The following is a 13,382-nucleotide window of genomic DNA, read 5'->3' on the forward strand; positions in this document are numbered from 1 at the left end:
CCTGACCGTATGGTTTGCGCTGTGCGGAGTTCTCACCCTAGGAGGAGTTGTCCTGTATGCCGCCTCCGGATGGGAAAAGCGGCTAAAGCCGCAGGGGGTGCCGGCGGGGAAAACGGAGACCGTGCGGGCGCTACCTGGAGGGGACGTAAAGGGAGATATAGCTAAAACTGAGAGATTAGCCGGAAGTGGGCAGTTGGTGACAGATAATGCCGGGAAGATTGCTGTAACGCAGGCTGCAGATGAGGCAGTGTCCGGGAGTGGCCGTATGTTGGATGGCAGTATGAGTAGAGTTACGAGGTTGAGGGCGATTGTATGGTTGTTGCCGGGCTGCTGCATTGTTATCTGTATTCTTTACGCTATTCATGCATTCCGTGGCCCCCTATCCTCGCAGGGAACATTGAATGAATTGCTGCGCTGGGGATTTTACACCAGTTTTGCTCTCTTCGCTGTACTTGTGGCGGGAAACCGCCGGGGAGGAACTCTTCTTGCAGCGGTCTGGCATCTACTGGGTCTAGTGATCAGCCTGTCTGCCTTATTGGCGGTATGCGGTGGCCTGCCGGTTCCTTACGCGGTAGCCTACAGCCAGTCACCTGAGGTCAGTGCTACCGGTGCCCGGCTGGCCGGACTGCTTCAGTATCCGAATGCCTTTGGCGCGGTGATGGCTGTGTTTCTGCTGGAGCGGCTATTTGCTGCTGCTTATGGCTTCAGGCTGACCGGTCCTTCGGGAACCGTGAGTGGAGAAGATTGCGCAGAGGGAGAGGTGGAAGCATCCCGTGGAGCAGTAAACCGGGCTGAGCAGGAGAACATAGCCAGCGGTGAAGGGGGGGGTGGAGCGATAAGCAGAGCGGAGCAGGAGAACATAGCTAGTGGTGAAGGGGGGGGTGGAGCGGTAAGCAGAGCGGAGCAGGAGAACATAGCCAGCGGTGAAGCGGAGGGTGGAGCGGGAAGCAGAGCGGGTGAGACCGCTATAGCTGGCAGAGTGGGCCGTGCACTGGGCTGGTCCGCAGAGCTACGGCGGACAGCGGCGCGCCTGCTGCCGCTGTTCCCGTACGCCGCCGCGCTGCTGCTCAGCGAGTCGCGCGGCGCATGGCTGGCTGCGGCCTCCGCCGGCGCCGCAGCCCTGCTCTGGAAGCGGCAGCTGTCCGCGCTGCTTCTGCTTGCCGGCGCCGCGCCTGTGGCCGCCGCGGCGCTCCTGTACCGCCAGCTGGCCCGTACCGGGCTGGCGGCAGAGCCCTTGCCCGGCCTGCTGCTGCTGGCCGGGCTCTGGGCCGGCGCGCTGCTGGCCGGCCTATGGCTGCACCGCCGCAGCTGCCGCGCGGCGGGCTGGCACCGCGCCGCCATGCTGGCGCTGGCGGCGGTGGCCTGGACGGCGGCAGCCAGCGCCGTCCTGCTGCAGGTACGCGCGCGGATCACGGGGCCGTCCCCGACGGCCGCCGCGCGCGGACTCTTCTACCGCGATGCCTGGAAGCTCGCGGCAGAGGCGCCCTGGCTGGGGCGCGGGGGCGAGACCTGGCGGCATTCGTACCTCGCCGCCCAGTCCCGCCCCTATGTAGGCAGCCAGGTGCACAGCGGTTATCTCGACATCCTGCTCAATCTGGGGACAGCCGGTCTGGCTGCTGTCCTCCTGCTGCTGCTGGCCGCAGGCTGGCTCGTCTTCAAGGCGTCACCTAGGCTGCTTCCGCCTCTGCTTGTCATCATCCTGCATAGCGCAGTTGATTTTGACTGGAGCTACGGATTGATATGGATGCTGCTCCTGCTGCTGCCTGCATGGGCTCTTGCAGAAACCATAGCTCGGCCAGTTGCGGAGGGTACCGCCATCCTTACACGGCTGCGTCGATCATGGCCGTATGCAGGAATCGCTGTTCTCTGCGCCTTGACCTTCATGCTAAGCATCCTATCCTATCAGGCGATGAGGGGGGCTGCTTTGTATAAGCAGGCTGCCCGTACAAGCACTGATCCTGCCGCACAAACTGTGCTGCTGCGGCAATCGCTGGCGTGGAATCCAAGAGAGCCGCAGACGGCGGCCGCATTATCACGGCTGCTTCCAGAGGAGCAGGGAATGGACCTGCTGCAGAGCAGTATGCAATTCTCCCCCGGAGATGCTGCTCTGCACTGGGAACTTGCAGAGCGTTATCTGCAAGGCCGCGATCCGGGAGAGGCCTTGTACTGGGTCCGCCTCAGCCTGAAGGCCGACATATTTAACGCCGCCAAAAGACTGGCGGCGATTGAAGGGATGCTTAAAATGGCCGAACGCGGATTGGCGGAAGGGAACAGGCAGAGGGCTGCAGACAGCGCAGCTGCCGGACTGGAACTGCTGCGGCAATACAGCCTGCTTGCCGGCAGGGAGCATAGCGCAGGCCGGCGGCATAATGACCGCGGCTTCGGGATCAATGAACAAGCCGAAGGGGTTTACCTTCGGCTGAGAGCTCTGCAGGCGCTAGCCATACAGGATGAGCCGAAGAAGTTAGTGACCGGCTGAACACTGAAGCACTAAGCAGGCACTCAGTCGGCTGAATTCATTAGATGTGCATCTCCAGTAGCGTTCTTCCGAATCTCGGTGCAGTGCGGCGGCCAGCTTCAGACCTTGATCTTCCGCGAGATCAGCCACGAATACACATAAGGCACGATAATGGCGATAACCAGGGCAGTGATGATCATGCTGACCGACAGCACTTTTGGCATAAAAGCCCCCAGTGCAATCAGCAGTCCGCCAATCACCCACATCATTCCGGACAGACGGTGGGTCTTCCGCCACACCGCAGGGTTAGCCAGCGTCCAGGGTGTTCGGACACCCGTGAAATAATTATCCCTGATCTGCGGCATGAAGTTTCCAATCACTATAAACAGCAGCCCAATACTCACAGTAGCCCACTTCCCGGCGGCAAATTGCTCATCCAGACCTTGTGTGACCGACAGCACAAGTGCAGCATCGCATATGATGCCCACTGCCAGGCGGATCATTTTATAAGCGCTTTGAAACTTAGTGTAGTTCTCTCTTTTGGGATCAATTGTACGCATAAACTGCATGGCTATTGGGAAGATCAGTCCCATGAAGGAGAAAAAAGCAATGAGGGAGCCCTTGCTCCAGTAAGTGTTAACCTTGCCTGTAATGCTGAACTGGGCAGGAAGCTGATCCGGCAGCTTGCCGTAATTCAACAGTGCATAGCCGAGCGAGAACAATCCCAGAATTACAATCAGTGTGTCCTGCCATTTCCATTGGAAATCCTTCATCTTGATTCACCCTCCGTGTCAAAATATCGCTCCCGTCCCCTGGTCCCCTTTGAACCTGCGCCTTTTAAGCCTAACGAATCTTCAGCCGGTTCATCCGCAACTGCTTTACTCTCCGTACCGGCCTTACCCGTACCCGTCAATTCCAGGAACCAGCCCAGCACCTCTTCGAGCACGGTGGAGTCCAGCGAATAGAGAATAAACTGGCCTTTCCGTTCGTCCTGCACCAGTCCCGCATGCTTCAATGCATTTAGATGATGGGAGATGCTGGGTTTGGACATATTGAAAAAATCGGCAATTTCCCCGGCCGTCCTATCCTTTTCCCGCAGCAGGCGGAGAATCTGCCTCCGGGTCGGATCGGCCAGCGCCTTGAAGGATTCATTCAACTCCGCAGCCCCCTTTCAATATTTAGGTAATTATCTAAATGCATAATAGATCTTTATTCCACACTTTGTCAATGCTGGAATACCTGCTTTTCTATAGCAGAGAACCGAATGTCCATTTTCCATAAGTAGAAGTCGTAAGCCCGCATATGCTAGAATAGGCTAAGAGAAGCTGGATACATAGAGCGGACGAGGCTTAGGATTCTGCCTGCAGAATGCCAGGCTGATTACGCAACACACGGAAGGAGAGCTGCAGTTGCATTTTATATCTGAACTGATTTCGCAATTATTTGAATGGATTCAGAGTTTGGGTTACTTCGGAATAATGATTGGCCTGATGATTGAAGTCATACCAAGTGAGATTGTATTGGCTTTTGGCGGCTATCTGGTCTCGCAGGGAGATATTAATTTTTTTGGCGCGGTTTTGTTTGGTACAATTGGCGGGGTAGTCGCCCAGATTTTTGTGTATTGGATCGGCCGTTATGGCGGCAGACCGGTGCTGGAGAAGTACGGCAAGTATATTTTTATCAAAAAGAAGCATATTGACCATTCTGAAGAATGGTTCCAGAAATACGGGACCGGCGTAATCTTCACCGCCCGTTTTATCCCGGTTGTCCGTCATGCGATCTCTGTTCCCGCTGGTATTTCGCGCATGCCGCTGGGTAAGTTCACTATGCTGACCACGCTGGCTGTTATTCCATGGAGTGCACTGTTTGTATATCTCGGATATACTCTCGGCGATAAATGGCAGACTATTGATGAAGTCGCAGCTAAGTATACGCATGAAATCATTCTTGCCGCACTTGCGGTTATTGTTCTGTATTTCCTGTTCAAGTGGTACAAATCCAAGAAGAAGGGTAGTGCAGTATGAAACAGAATGTTGCTTCTAAATTTGGTCAGGGATTGACGCCCCGCCAGTTCGTGGAAGGCATGACGAAGAACCAGCAGGCTTTTGAATCCTGGTATGAGAAGTTTGCCTGGGCAGATGAGAGTGACCGGGAATATTTCGAGAGCCTGAATCACCGGGATGATCTGCGGGTACTGATTCTGGCTGCTGACTGGTGCGGAGATGTGGTTCGTAATGTCCCTGTGGTGTTCCGCATCCTGGAGACGGCAGGCATTAAGACTGAAGTGCTGATTCTGGAAGAGAATCAGGATGTTATGGATAACTTCCTGACCATGGGTGGACGTTCGGTTCCAATCGTGATTTTTGCCGATACCGGCGGCTATGTGCTGGGCCATTGGGGACCGCGTCCGGAGCATGTACAGTCACTGATGAGAGAGTTCAAACAGGAGAACCCGGACCGCGAGGCTGCGGATTATGAGGGCAAAATCACCGAAGTGCGCAAAGCCATGGGCCAAGCCTACGGAGAAGGAACGGAATCACACGCGGTTATTGCCAAAGAGCTGCGCAGTCTGATCTCCGGATTCTAATGCCGATGCTTAATATAAGGTCTTATAATCTTGGACCACTTCAGACGAACGCTTATCTGCTGACAGGAGCCGACCCTGCCAAAGGTGTGATTATTGATCCCGGTGCCAATCCGGCTGCCCTTCTCCGTGCTGCTGAAGGTATGGAAATAGAGGCTATCCTGCTGACTCACGCCCACTTTGATCATATTGCCGGACTGGATGAGGTCCGTAAGGCCAAGAAATCCCCAGTGTATATACATGCTCTGGAGAGTGAGTGGCTGGGCAGTCCCAAGCTGAACGGCTCGCTGATGTGGCCCGAATCATCTCCTCCGGTCAGTACAGATCCGGCTGAATACGATTTGGCGGAAGGCCAGATTCTGAAGCTGCTCGGTTTAACCTTCCGGGTGCTGCATACGCCTGGACACTCTCCGGGGAGTGTCAGCTTCCTGTGCGGAAATGATCTGTTCTCCGGTGATGTATTGTTCAAAATGGGAGTAGGACGCACCGATCTTCCCGGCGGCAGAGAACGTGATCTGTTTGATTCGATCCGCGGTAAGCTGTACCGGCTGGATGAAGAAGTGAGGGTATTTCCAGGACATGGTCCGCGCACCTCTATCGGGTTTGAGAAGCTAAATAACCCATACGTTCCTATGTAACGACGTGTTTATGCCGGTTATGACATAATTCGGGAAATTAGACATGGACAAAAAGATACAGAGTTGCTACAATAATGTTAATTAAATGTAACATTTACCTCGCGAAGCACGCAGACTGTGGAATAATCCCGGTTTGCGTTCTTTTTTTTGTCTATATGTCTTTAATTTCATGGGAGGAAGCAGATGAAGGAAGATATGCATCACCAACTGGACTATGGGGAATTGAGACTAGACGGGGAAGGTGTGGCGGAGCAGAATTCCGTAGAGTATGCTGCAGAGAATGGGGATAATAAGATCTCTCTATTCTGGCGCTTCCCCAGAGGCAAGGGAGCCGTCCAGCCATGGAGGCGCAGGCTGTGGGAATTGCAGAATAATTCTGACCCTGAATGAACGATCTACAATACATAATCGTATTACAGAGGTGAGGAAGAGAAAGAGGAGGGACTATGGGCGACGGGACGCTGGAGAAGATCAGACTGGCGCAGCAGGGGGATGCCAAGGCAACAGCTATGCTGCTGCGGGAGCATTATCCCTTCCTGTACAAGTATCTGATTAAAGCTACAATGGACCCTTCACTTGCGGAAGAGCTGGCTCAGGATACAATGGTCAGATGCTTGGAGAAGATGGGGAGTTACAATGGAACCTCTGCATTTTCTTCATGGCTGATAACGATTGCCAGCCGGCTCTACATCGACCGCAAGCGGCGGTGGAAGCGTGAGTTGAAGTGGCAGAAGGAGCAGACTGAGGAGCAGGGGAGCCGCAGTATCCGCTGGAGGTTTGAGAGCCGGAATATGGAGTGGAGTGAAGTGCTTGATGCCTTATCCCGCCTGTCTACTGCCCACAGAATGGCTGTACTGCTGAAGCATTATTACGGATACGGCTATGATGAAATCGGCCAGATGCTGCAGATCCCTTCCGGCACGGCCAAATCAAGGGTAGCAGCCGGATTGAATCAACTGCGAAAGGAGCTGGACGAGGATGAGGTTTAACAGTGATGAAGAGCTGCTGAATAAGCTGTCAGCAGAACTGGAGATTCTGGATCAGCATTACGACGATGTGGCGCCTCCCTCCTTGCCGGAGCTGGAGCAGCTTATTGCGGCAGAAGCAATCCGCCGAGTGAAGCGGCAGCGCAAGGAACTGCTGATATTCTCTCTGGTGGCTCTACTCCTGCTCAGCGTAGTGCTGTCTATTCTAAACTCTGCCCCGGCACTGTTTTGGGGCTTGCAGGCGCTATTTCCGCTGGCAGCACTTGGCAGTCTGGGAGTAGCACGGATCAGGCTGGGACGGGAGGATGCTGAAGAGTGAGTGAATTGCAGAAGGCGCCTTTGTGGCTGTGGCTTTGTATAGCTGCTGTACTGATGCTGCAGGGGACTTGGCTGTTCCGTAATGCTCAGGGCAGAGGGAAGGGCAGAATGGCCTGGTTCTGGGGAATTTGGGGCCTTACCGGTTTCCCGTCACCGGCTTTGTGTTATCTGCTGTTTGTAGTTCTCCCGGGCAGGCGGAAGGCCGGGCAGAAGCGCTGAAGGCGGACAGGGAAGGCGGTCTCAGAATAGCAAACTGGAGTATGGAGGGTGTACAGATGGATAAAGTGAATTGGGGGTTGATTGCGCCGCTGCTGGCGCTGCAGGTTCTGCTGGCGGTTGTGGGTCTGATCTCGCTGGCCAGGACAGATAAGGTTCGCGGGCCCAAATGGATGTGGGTGCTGCTCCTGGTATTTGGCAACCTGCTAGGAAGTATAGCTTATTTCACACTGGGAAGGAAAGAACTCTGATGCCGCTGCTTGAAGTTACGAATCTCCGCAAAAGCTTTGGCGGACATCCCTCCGTGGACGGCATCAGCTTCGGGGCCGAAGCCGGGCGTTGTGTCGCTTTACTGGGACCCAATGGAGCCGGCAAAACCACTACACTGCGCATGCTTGCCGGTCTTCTGCCGCCTACCGGCGGGAGCATCTCCTTTGGCGGCGCTCCTCCCGGAACGGATTACCGCCGGCAGCTTGGTTATCTGCCGCAGTCTCCGGCTTTTTACAGCTGGATGAGCGGTCTCGAATATATGATCTTTGCCGCCAAGCTTAGCGGCATGGCCGCCAAAGAAGCTGCGGCGGTGTCGGGCGCAGTGCTGGAGCGCGTGGGGCTTAGTTCTGCAGCGCTCCGCCGGATCGGCGGATATTCCGGCGGTATGAAGCAGCGCCTGGGGCTGGCCCAGGCCTTAGTGCACCGCCCGCGTCTGCTATTGCTTGATGAGCCTGTCTCCGCGCTTGATCCTATAGGGCGCCGGGAAGTGATGGAGCTGCTGCGGGACATCCGGGAAGAGACAACTGTGATTTTCTCCACCCATGTGCTGCATGATGCGGAAGAGATATGTGATGACGTCATATTAATGAACCGGGGAGCTATAGCTGTGCAGGGGACCTTGGCCCGTCTCCGGGCGGAGTACAGTCTTCCGGTTATCAGAATAACCATAGCGAAGGAAGACAAGGCTGTCCGGTGGCTGGAGGAGCTTAGGCACAAAGCCTTTATTGAAGAAGCAAGTATTTCGGACGGCAGGGCAGTCTTTAACGTAAGCGATGTCGGGCTCGCGCGCCGGATGATTCTGCAGGAAGCAGCAGGGCTGGATATTCCGCTGCTGCAATTTGAAGCAGGTTCTTCAACGCTGGAGGATCTGTTTATGAAAGTGGTGGGAACATGAGCAAGCTCTGGGCCCTGTATTCGAGAGAGATGCTGGAGGCAGTGCGCAGCTATAAGCTGATCTGGATACCTGTAGTGTTCATTATTCTAGGCATCATGCAGCCGCTAGTCACCTTTTATATGGCTGATATACTGGCAGCCTCATCAAATGTCCCGGCAGGGTTTATGGACAGCTACGAGATGCCTGGTGCTGCTGCGGTAATGGCCCAGGCTCTGGGCCAATACGGCACGATTGGCATCCTGATTCTGACGCTGGGGACAATGAACAGCCTGGCCGGCGAGCGGAGCAGCGGGACAGCCGAGCTGCTGATGGCCAGACCTGTTTCACCGGTATCGATCGTTGTTGCCAAATGGGCGGCAAATTTTACAGTGCTGGTAATTGCACTGGTACTGGGGGTAGCGGGGGCGGCTTATTATACAGTGCAGCTTATGGGGAGCTTGGCCTGGGGCACAGTTGCGGCGGCTTCCGGACTCTATGCACTCTGGCTGCTGTGTGCGGTGTCACTTACGCTGCTCTTCAGCGCCTGGCTGCGCGGACCTGCTGCTGCCGGGTTTGCTCTCCTGCTGGCTGCGGGGATGAGTCTCGCCCACAGCCTGCTGCCTTCCAGGACTGCCTGGTTGCCTGCCGCTCTGCCCGGAATGTCTGCTGGCTTGCTTGCAGAAGGCAGCGTAACCGGCGGGCCGATGATCTCAGCAGTGCTGTTAATTGTTGCTTGTATTGCAGGAGCTTCGCTGCTCATTCGTAGGAATAAATTGCCGAATTGATAAAATTGCAATAGAATAGCACGTTTTCAAGAATTTTCAGAGTATTTTCTGCGAAAAATCATCGGACTACTCTCCTGCGGCTGGACAGCTCTATCTTTTTTTAGTAGACTGTTGAAACAAGCAGAACCATGATAGATTTTGGTCAGGAGGTAGGACGATGCTGCGTTTAGGAGAGAAGATTGTCATTGTCGCGGACGCTTTTGAGCAGAGTCTTCCTATCGGAGACTACGGCTACCTAATTGCTTACGACCGCAATCCAGATAATGCGTTTGATTATGTCATTCGTGTTCCCGAGGCCAATAGAAATTTCTATGTTACGGCAGAGGATATTGAGGCCGAAGAGCAATTGCTGGTACTAGAAGCTGAAAGAGCCACGCACGAAGCTTTGATAGATTATGCTCTATCGACGTACAACGAGAAGCTGTTCCATCATCTGATGAACGGTGAGGAAGTTGAAGCGGAAGAGCTGGAGACAACATCCAAAGAAAGTTTGTCCCAGGCGGATTTCATCAAACAGGTGAATCTTCGCGCTTGGATTTAAGTAGAGCCGGCGAAAGCCGGCTTTTTGTTTTGTTATTTAGGAAATTATGATATTCCAGGAACCCCACTGATTCCGCTGATAGTTAGCGTTGCGGGAAAATCAAAGGGGAAAATCCCACTGATTATCCTGTGCGTTACCCGTAGGAGGCAAATGAGGAGCATTAGTGCCCCTCATATCCCCGGATCCATACTTTTTCAACTCCAATGTTCCCCGCGATCCCGCTATTCGGCACTCTGCTCCGCCGCACCGTCCCAGCACACCGTTCCCGCCTTATTCGCACCCACCGCCACCCGGCCTGCACCTCATATATCGCCCTCCATCGACAAGCGCATTGAATTGTAAGGCCGTCTACAATATAATTAAAAACGTTATCCGGGCGCTTTAGCCCTTTAAACAGGAGGGATATTCATTATGAGCATCACCGTCAAAGATGTGCAGCATGTGGCCAAGCTGGCCCGCCTGCAATTAAGCCCGGAAGAAGAGGCTACCTTCACCGAACAAATGAATGCTATTTTACAATATGCCGAGAAATTGAATGAGCTTGACACGGAGAATGTAGAGCCGACCACTCATGTGCTACAGGTCAGCAATGTGATGCGTGACGATGTGGTGAAGGAGAGCCTGTCCCAGGAGGCAGCACTGCTTAACGCGCCGGAAGATGAAGAAGGACATTTCAAGGTTCCCGCTGTTCTGGAATAACTAAAGCCTGAGAGGAGGAAGCAAGTTGAGCCTGTTTCAATATCGATTACCTGAAGTACATAACATGCTGCACAGTAAAGCGGTCTCGGTCAGTGAGCTGACGGAAGCGTCGCTTTCTGCCATTGCGGAGCATGACAGTAAGGTTCATGCTTTTTTGACACTGAATGAAGAGGGTGCCCGTGATCAAGCACGTGCACTAGACGACAAGATGGTTACCGGAGCCGCGCGCGGTCTGCTGTTCGGACTTCCTGCCGGAATCAAGGATAATATTGTCACCAAAGGTCTGCGCACCACCTGTGCCAGCCAGTTCCTGACCAATTTCCAGCCGGTTTACGATGCCACGGTAGTTTCCAAGCTGCGCCAGGCCGATGCGGTAACGATCGGCAAGCTGAACATGGACGAGTTCGCCATGGGCGGCTCGAATGAGAATTCCAGCTTCGGCGCTGTGCGTAATCCATGGGATTTGGAGCGTGTTCCCGGCGGTTCGAGCGGTGGTTCGGCAGCGGCGGTTGCGGCCGGAGAAGTGTTCTTCACCCTCGGCTCCGACACCGGGGGCTCGATCCGCCAGCCGGCTTCCTATTGCGGAGTGGTCGGCCTTAAGCCAACGTACGGGTTAGTGTCGCGTTACGGTCTGGTGGCATTTGCTTCCTCACTGGATCAGATTGGCCCGATTACCCGGACCGTTGAGGATTCCGCGTATGTACTGCAGGCGATTGCAGGCTATGACGCCCAGGATTCCACCTCGGCCAAGGTCAGCATTCCGGATTACCTGAGCTCGCTGACCGGCGATATCTCCGGTTTGCGTATTGCAGTACCGAAGGAATACATCGGCGAAGGCGTAGATGCATCGGTCCGCGAATCTGTGCTGTCAGCGCTTAAAGTACTTGAAGGTCTTGGCGCCGTGTGGGAAGAAGTTTCTCTTCCGCATACTGAATATGCCGTAGCCGCTTATTATCTGCTCTCCTCTTCGGAGGCTTCCTCTAACCTGGCCCGTTTTGACGGCGTCCGCTATGGGGTTCGTGTAGACAATGGCGGAGGTTTGCTTGACCTGTACCATAACTCCCGCAGTCAAGGCTTCGGCCCTGAAGTCAAGCGGCGGATTATGCTGGGTACCTATGCACTGAGCTCCGGATATTATGATGCTTACTATTTGAAGGCACAGAAGGTCCGCACGCTGATTAAGCAGGATTTTGATGAAGTGTTCAAGAAATATGATGTCGTAATCGGTCCGACTGCGCCTACGACAGCCTTTAAGCTGGGCTCGCAGACTGAAGATCCGCTAACCATGTATCTGAATGATATCCTTACCATTCCTGTCAGTCTGGCCGGTATTCCTGCCATCAGCATACCTTGCGGCTTCGCGGAAGGCCTGCCTGTCGGCTTGCAGATTATCGGCAAGGAGTTTGACGAGAGTACGGTACTGCGCGTTGCGCATGCCTTTGAACAGCATACAGAGCATCACAAGGCCCGCCCCCAATTGTAGCTGCCAGTTTGAAGTATATGCCCACAAAACTTTTAAGGGATGAGATTATCTATGTCTAAATATGAAACGGTCATCGGGCTGGAAGTTCATGTGGAGCTTCATACCAAGTCCAAAATCTTCTGCGGGTGCTCCACAGAATTCGGCGCTCCGCCCAATACACATACCTGTCCGGTCTGTCTCGGCCACCCCGGTGTATTGCCGGTTCTTAACCGCCAGGCCGTAGAGTACGCGATGAAAGCCGCAATGGCGCTTAACTGTACGATTGGCGATGTCAGCAAATTCGACCGCAAAAACTATTTTTACCCCGATTCCCCGAAGGCCTACCAGATTTCGCAATTTGACCAGCCTATCGGCCTGAACGGCTGGATTGATATTGAAGTGAATGGAGAGACCAAACGGATCGGGATCACCCGTCTTCATCTGGAGGAAGATGCCGGTAAGCTGACTCATGTGGACGGTGGATTTGCTTCATTGGTTGACTTCAACCGGGTGGGTACTCCGCTTATTGAGATTGTCTCAGAGCCTGATCTGCGTTCGCCCGAAGAGGCGCGTGCTTATCTGGAGAAAATCCGCGCCATTATGCAGTACTGCGATGTATCCGATGTGAAGATGGAAGAGGGCTCGATGCGCTGCGATGCCAATATCAGCCTGCGGCCGGAAGGCCAGGAGGAATTCGGCATCCGGGCAGAGCTGAAGAACATGAACTCCTTCCGCGGCGTACTCCGAGGTTTGGAGTATGAGCAGTTCCGTCAAGGCGAGATTCTGGACGACGGGGGGATCGTTGTGCAGGAGACCCGCCGCTGGGATGAAGCTGGAGGCAAGACCTTGTCTATGCGCGGTAAAGAAGAAGCGCATGACTACCGTTATTTCCCGGATCCGGATCTTATCGTGCTGCATATTAGCGAGTCTTGGAAGGAACAGATCCGTGCCACCATTCCGGAGCTTCCGGATGCCCGGCAGGCCCGTTACAGTGAAGAATTTGGCCTGACTCCCTATGATGCCGGAGTGCTTACCTCATCCAAACCGCTCGCTGATTTCTTTGAGGGCAGTCTGGCCTACACCCAGGATGCCAAGGCTGTCGCTAACTGGATGATGGGAGACCTTCTGGGATATTTAAACAGCAATAATCTGGAATTATCCCAGGTGAAGATTACGCCGCAGGGGCTGGGTGAGATGATCGGCCTGATCGCAGGCGGAACCATCAGCAGCAAAATTGCCAAGACCGTCTTCAAAGAAATGCTGGAAAGCGGTAAGCTGCCGACAGTTATTGTTGAAGAGCAGGGGCTGGTCCAGATCAGTGATGAAGGGGCAATCAAAAAAATTGTCCAGGATGTGATCGCTGCTAATCCGCAATCTGTCGAAGACTACAAGGCCGGCAAGAAACAAGCGATCGGCTTCCTCGTGGGCCAGGTTATGAAAGAAAGCAAAGGAAAAGCAAACCCCGGTCTTGTTAACACACTGCTCGCTGACGTATTGAACAGCTAGGGACTGCTTTTGGGTAATAGATTGGGTAATAAGTCATAGAATCAT

At 54.2% G+C, this 13,382-nt stretch carries 16 protein-coding genes and 1 pseudogene; 15 read left to right on the forward strand and 2 right to left on the reverse strand.

All coding sequences use genetic code 11. From position 1 onward, the window contains the following. Positions 1-397: 397 nt before the first annotated feature. The gene (locus tag MKZ24_RS09300) at positions 398-2,479 is read left to right on the forward strand and encodes an O-antigen ligase family protein (protein WP_340782337.1); all 2,082 of its coding nucleotides are present in this window, start codon (positions 398-400) and stop codon (positions 2,477-2,479) included. Between the two features lie 98 nt (positions 2,480-2,577). Here the strand turns inward: MKZ24_RS09300 and MKZ24_RS09305 are convergent, their stop codons facing one another. Further along, positions 2,578-3,231, reverse strand: a complete 654-nt coding sequence (locus tag MKZ24_RS09305; RefSeq protein ID WP_042239703.1) for an SdpI family protein — start codon at positions 3,229-3,231, stop codon at positions 2,578-2,580. A 116-nt stretch (positions 3,232-3,347) separates the two neighbouring features. After that, positions 3,348-3,614: pseudogene (locus tag MKZ24_RS09310) on the reverse strand (autorepressor SdpR family transcription factor); the annotation flags it as partial. A gap of 253 nt (positions 3,615-3,867) precedes the next feature. Here MKZ24_RS09310 and MKZ24_RS09315 point away from each other — a divergent pair. The 14 genes from MKZ24_RS09315 to gatB all read left to right on the forward strand — a co-directional run bounded on the left by MKZ24_RS09315 (position 3,868) and on the right by gatB (position 13,337). Next, positions 3,868-4,482: a DedA family protein gene (locus MKZ24_RS09315; protein WP_042239702.1), complete on the forward strand. Its 615-nt coding sequence runs from the start codon at positions 3,868-3,870 to the stop codon at positions 4,480-4,482. Further along, positions 4,479-5,045 carry a thioredoxin family protein gene (locus MKZ24_RS09320; protein WP_039303121.1) on the forward strand — a complete coding sequence of 189 codons (567 nt, stop codon included), beginning with the start codon at positions 4,479-4,481 and terminating at the stop codon, positions 5,043-5,045. Before MKZ24_RS09315 ends, MKZ24_RS09320 begins: the two co-directional genes overlap by 4 nt. Positions 5,046-5,050: 5 nt before the next feature. Continuing rightward, positions 5,051-5,680 carry an MBL fold metallo-hydrolase gene (locus MKZ24_RS09325; protein ID WP_042243516.1) on the forward strand — a complete coding sequence of 210 codons (630 nt, stop codon included), beginning with the start codon at positions 5,051-5,053 and terminating at the stop codon, positions 5,678-5,680. Positions 5,681-5,863: 183 nt separating this feature from the next. Further along, positions 5,864-6,070, forward strand: a complete 207-nt coding sequence (locus MKZ24_RS09330) for a hypothetical protein (protein ID WP_042239701.1) — start codon at positions 5,864-5,866, stop codon at positions 6,068-6,070. A 56-nt stretch (positions 6,071-6,126) separates the two neighbouring features. Further along, entirely contained in the window at positions 6,127-6,669 is a 543-nt protein-coding gene (gene sigY, locus MKZ24_RS09335) for an RNA polymerase sigma factor SigY (RefSeq protein ID WP_042239700.1), read from the forward strand. After that, a complete protein-coding gene (locus MKZ24_RS09340) occupies positions 6,659-6,985 on the forward strand; it encodes a YxlC family protein (protein WP_042239699.1) in 327 nt (108 codons plus the stop codon). The genes sigY and MKZ24_RS09340 overlap by 11 nt, the downstream gene beginning before the upstream one ends. Continuing rightward, positions 6,982-7,203, forward strand: coding sequence for a hypothetical protein (locus MKZ24_RS09345; RefSeq protein ID WP_039303111.1), 222 nt, complete (start codon positions 6,982-6,984; stop codon positions 7,201-7,203). The genes MKZ24_RS09340 and MKZ24_RS09345 overlap by 4 nt, the downstream gene beginning before the upstream one ends. A gap of 56 nt (positions 7,204-7,259) precedes the next feature. Next, complete coding sequence (locus MKZ24_RS09350) at positions 7,260-7,451, forward strand: PLD nuclease N-terminal domain-containing protein (protein WP_340782351.1); 192 nt, start codon at positions 7,260-7,262, stop codon at positions 7,449-7,451. Beyond that, positions 7,451-8,365, forward strand: coding sequence for an ABC transporter ATP-binding protein (locus MKZ24_RS09355; RefSeq protein ID WP_340782353.1), 915 nt, complete (start codon positions 7,451-7,453; stop codon positions 8,363-8,365). The genes MKZ24_RS09350 and MKZ24_RS09355 overlap by 1 nt, the downstream gene beginning before the upstream one ends. Further along, positions 8,362-9,129, forward strand: coding sequence for an ABC transporter permease subunit (locus MKZ24_RS09360; protein WP_042239695.1), 768 nt, complete (start codon positions 8,362-8,364; stop codon positions 9,127-9,129). Before MKZ24_RS09355 ends, MKZ24_RS09360 begins: the two co-directional genes overlap by 4 nt. 157 nt (positions 9,130-9,286) lie before the next feature. Then, positions 9,287-9,670 carry a hypothetical protein gene (locus MKZ24_RS09365; RefSeq protein ID WP_039303101.1) on the forward strand — a complete coding sequence of 128 codons (384 nt, stop codon included), beginning with the start codon at positions 9,287-9,289 and terminating at the stop codon, positions 9,668-9,670. Positions 9,671-10,081: 411 nt separating this feature from the next. Further along, positions 10,082-10,369 (forward strand): Asp-tRNA(Asn)/Glu-tRNA(Gln) amidotransferase subunit GatC, encoded by a 288-nt coding sequence (gene gatC / locus MKZ24_RS09370; protein ID WP_042239693.1) that lies wholly within the window; start codon positions 10,082-10,084, stop codon positions 10,367-10,369. Between the two features lie 25 nt (positions 10,370-10,394). After that, complete coding sequence (gatA, locus tag MKZ24_RS09375; protein WP_042239691.1) at positions 10,395-11,852, forward strand: Asp-tRNA(Asn)/Glu-tRNA(Gln) amidotransferase subunit GatA; 1,458 nt, start codon at positions 10,395-10,397, stop codon at positions 11,850-11,852. A gap of 39 nt (positions 11,853-11,891) precedes the next feature. Next, entirely contained in the window at positions 11,892-13,337 is a 1,446-nt protein-coding gene (gene gatB, locus MKZ24_RS09380; RefSeq protein ID WP_042239689.1) for an Asp-tRNA(Asn)/Glu-tRNA(Gln) amidotransferase subunit GatB, read from the forward strand. Positions 13,338-13,382 lie beyond the last annotated feature (45 nt).

Source organism: Paenibacillus sp. FSL R7-0297 (assembly GCF_038009025.1).
Lineage (GTDB): Bacteria > Bacillota > Bacilli > Paenibacillales > Paenibacillaceae > Paenibacillus_AQ.

Coding starts and splice junctions, on each gene's coding strand:
- MKZ24_RS09305 (WP_042239703.1), bottom strand. CDS start 3,231: ATGAAGGATTTCCAATGGAAATGGCAGGACACACTGATTGTAATTCTG.
- MKZ24_RS09320 (WP_039303121.1), top strand. CDS start 4,479: ATGAAACAGAATGTTGCTTCTAAATTTGGTCAGGGATTGACGCCCCGC.
- MKZ24_RS09325 (WP_042243516.1), top strand. CDS start 5,051: ATGCTTAATATAAGGTCTTATAATCTTGGACCACTTCAGACGAACGCT.
- MKZ24_RS09330 (WP_042239701.1), top strand. CDS start 5,864: ATGAAGGAAGATATGCATCACCAACTGGACTATGGGGAATTGAGACTA.
- sigY (WP_042239700.1), top strand. CDS start 6,127: ATGGGCGACGGGACGCTGGAGAAGATCAGACTGGCGCAGCAGGGGGAT.
- MKZ24_RS09340 (WP_042239699.1), top strand. CDS start 6,659: ATGAGGTTTAACAGTGATGAAGAGCTGCTGAATAAGCTGTCAGCAGAA.
- MKZ24_RS09350 (WP_340782351.1), top strand. CDS start 7,260: ATGGATAAAGTGAATTGGGGGTTGATTGCGCCGCTGCTGGCGCTGCAG.
- MKZ24_RS09355 (WP_340782353.1), top strand. CDS start 7,451: ATGCCGCTGCTTGAAGTTACGAATCTCCGCAAAAGCTTTGGCGGACAT.
- MKZ24_RS09360 (WP_042239695.1), top strand. CDS start 8,362: ATGAGCAAGCTCTGGGCCCTGTATTCGAGAGAGATGCTGGAGGCAGTG.
- MKZ24_RS09365 (WP_039303101.1), top strand. CDS start 9,287: ATGCTGCGTTTAGGAGAGAAGATTGTCATTGTCGCGGACGCTTTTGAG.
- gatC (WP_042239693.1), top strand. CDS start 10,082: ATGAGCATCACCGTCAAAGATGTGCAGCATGTGGCCAAGCTGGCCCGC.
- gatB (WP_042239689.1), top strand. CDS start 11,892: ATGAGATTATCTATGTCTAAATATGAAACGGTCATCGGGCTGGAAGTT.